The sequence below is a fragment of the Sandarakinorhabdus rubra genome, assembly GCF_010994245.1.
GTDB classification, from domain to species: domain Bacteria; phylum Pseudomonadota; class Alphaproteobacteria; order Sphingomonadales; family Sphingomonadaceae; genus Sandarakinorhabdus; species Sandarakinorhabdus rubra.
The window spans coordinates 1-2,207 of sequence record NZ_WMHO01000310.1 but is presented as its reverse complement, the minus strand read 5'-3'; the positions used below and the strand labels follow the sequence as shown (position 1 = coordinate 2,207).

Here is a 2,207-nt window from a genome sequence, read left to right as displayed (position 1 = left end):
CGCGCACGAGGGCGTGGAGCGCGCCCGTGAGGCGCATCGGCAGAGCATCGGTCATCGGCTCGCCGGGCCAGGTAGCGAGGCGCTGGCCGGTCCGGCTGTCAGACGGCACAAAGCTTGCCAGCGCCCGGCACAGCGCGCCGGTGAAGGGCGCGCCCAGCCCCGCACAGAAGCGGGCCTGCTTATGGAGGGCAGCCTCGACGGCGGCGCCTGACGGGGCCCCGGAATGGGACATTGCCGGCCTCAATCCTCCGGCGCGATGGTGACGGTGAGGCCGTCGAGCGCGGGGGTGAAGGGAATCTGGCACGAAAGACGGCTGTTCGGCCGGTTGTTCTCGGACGAGTCGAGCAGGTCAGCCTCGTCGGCACCGGCCGGGCCGGTACGGGCCATGTCACCCTCGGCCACATGCACGTGGCAGGTGGCGCAGGAACAGCAGCCGCCGCACAGCGCCAGCAGTTCCGAGATGCCGGCATCCTTGATGATTTCCATCACGCTCATGCCGGGCGTGGCGGTCAGTGTGTGGCTTTGTCCGTCGCGGGTGATCACGGTGATGCTGGCCATCTTGTCCTCTTGGTTCTGCAAAAGCCCGCGCCCCTGTAGCGGCCCGGCACGCTTGCCGCTAGGGGAGTGGAGACGGGAGGACAAGATGCGCATCGCCCACCATTTCGCACCACCAATGTCGGCCCTGCTCACCGGCCTGCCCGGCATCACGGCGGCCCGCCACATCCCGGCCGAAGCCCGCTGGGACCTGCCAACAGACGTTGACGTGCTGTTCGTGCTGCACGGCGAAGGCGCCGAGCGCGACGAGGCCAACCACGCACCGCGCCCCGCCGGCTGGCCGGGGGAGGTGAAGCTGGTGCAGTTGGCGAGCGCCGGGGCCGATGATTATCCGCCGTGGATCTGGGAGGCGCCCAAGGTGGCGAGCGCCTCGGGCACCACCGCCATCCCGATCTCCGAATATGCGCTGGCTGTCATGCTGGCCCACGCCAAGCGGCTGGCCGAGGTGACGCTGCGGCCCGGCGAGGCCTGGCCCGACCGGCAGATGTTCGTGAACCAGCCGCTGGGCCTGCTCAGTGGCCGCACCCTGGGGCTGTTGGGGCTGGGCAACATCGCGCGCCGGGTGGGTCAGCTGGCCAACGCGTTCGGCATGACCATCCTTGCCGCCCGCGCCAGTGCCGCCCCCTCCCCCGATCCGTGGATCGCCGTGGCACCGCTGGACGAGGTGGTGGCCCGCGCCGATCACCTGGTGCTGGCCGCGCCGATCACGCCGGCCACCCAGCACCTGCTGAACGCCGATCGGCTGGGCCGCATGAAGGCCGATGCCCATATCGTCAACGTCGGGCGCGGCGGCCTGATCGACCAGGAGGCGCTGCTGGCCGAACTGGACAAGGGCCGGCTGTGGGCCAGCCTTGATGTCACCGATCCGGAACCGCTGCCGGCCGGTCACCCGCTGATCGGTCACCCGCGCTGCCGGGTGACCCCGCACATCAGCTGGTCCAACCCCGACATCAACAAGGCGATCATGCAGCGGCTGGTGGAGAATATCCGCCGGCTGGGCGCCGGCGAGCCGCTCCTCGGTGCGATCGTCTGAGGCTCAGAAGGGCAGGATGCGGCCCTTCTTGGTGAAGTTCATGTAGCCGGCGTTGAGGCCCAGCCGCCAGCCGACGCCCAGCTTGATCGGCACGATCACGACATTGTCGCGCTGCAGATAATTGGCGGTGAAGCCGCCTATCAGATAGGCCTTGCCCTCGGCTGCCGGGTAGCGGCGATACAGATCTTCGGTGTCGTTCAGGTTGTAGACCAGCGCGAACACCTTGGAGCCGTCGCCGCCGATGTCGAAGCCCACCGAGGGCCCGGTCCAGTGCACGCGGCGTTCTCCCTCCACCTTGTGGAACAGCGTGCCGGAACCATAGCGCACACCCACCACGATGGCGCCGCCGGCCTCGCGGCCGACGATATAGGCATTGGGTTCGCCGCGATCCTTGAAGGTCTTGCGCACGATGTCGGCAAGTCCTTCGGCGCCCTTGCCGAACACATTCTCGGCGGCGGCGAGCACGTCGCGCTCCTGATAGGTGCTGGCGGCCGGGGCAGGCGCGGGATCGGGGGAAGCCGCAGGCGCCTGTGTGGCTTCGGGAGTGGGAGCAGGCGGCGCGGCGACCGGGGGAGTGGCAGCTGGGAGCGCAGCGGGGGCGGGGGCCGGCGACGACGCC

Annotated in this window: 4 protein-coding genes; 1 reads left to right on the top strand and 3 read right to left on the bottom strand. The window is 69.7% G+C overall.

Annotated features, from left to right (window positions below):
* Together GJV64_RS13835 and GJV64_RS13830 are read right to left on the bottom strand one after the other, a co-directional pair.
* On the bottom strand, positions 1 to 232 hold a 232-nt coding region (locus tag GJV64_RS13835), incomplete at its 3' end, for a DUF2332 family protein (RefSeq protein WP_164157988.1).
* Positions 233 to 240: 8 nt separating this feature from the next.
* Positions 241 to 558 (bottom strand): 2Fe-2S iron-sulfur cluster-binding protein, encoded by a 318-nt coding sequence (locus tag GJV64_RS13830; RefSeq protein ID WP_164157987.1) that lies wholly within the window; start codon positions 556 to 558, stop codon positions 241 to 243.
* 85 nt (positions 559 to 643) lie between these two features.
* On the opposite strand from GJV64_RS13830, the gene GJV64_RS13825 reads away from it, so the two are divergent.
* Entirely contained in the window at positions 644 to 1,588 is a 945-nt protein-coding gene (locus GJV64_RS13825) for an NAD(P)-dependent oxidoreductase (protein WP_164157985.1), read from the top strand.
* Between the two features lie 3 nt (positions 1,589 to 1,591).
* On the opposite strand, the gene GJV64_RS13820 is transcribed toward GJV64_RS13825, so the two are convergent.
* On the bottom strand, positions 1,592 to 2,207 hold a 616-nt coding region (locus GJV64_RS13820), incomplete at its 5' end, for a DUF1134 domain-containing protein (RefSeq protein ID WP_164157984.1).

Excerpts from the sequence above, each read along its gene's own strand:
- GJV64_RS13830 (WP_164157987.1), bottom strand. The coding sequence starts at position 558 with ATGGCCAGCATCACCGTGATCACCCGCGACGGACAAAGCCACACACTG.
- GJV64_RS13825 (WP_164157985.1), top strand. The coding sequence starts at position 644 with ATGCGCATCGCCCACCATTTCGCACCACCAATGTCGGCCCTGCTCACC.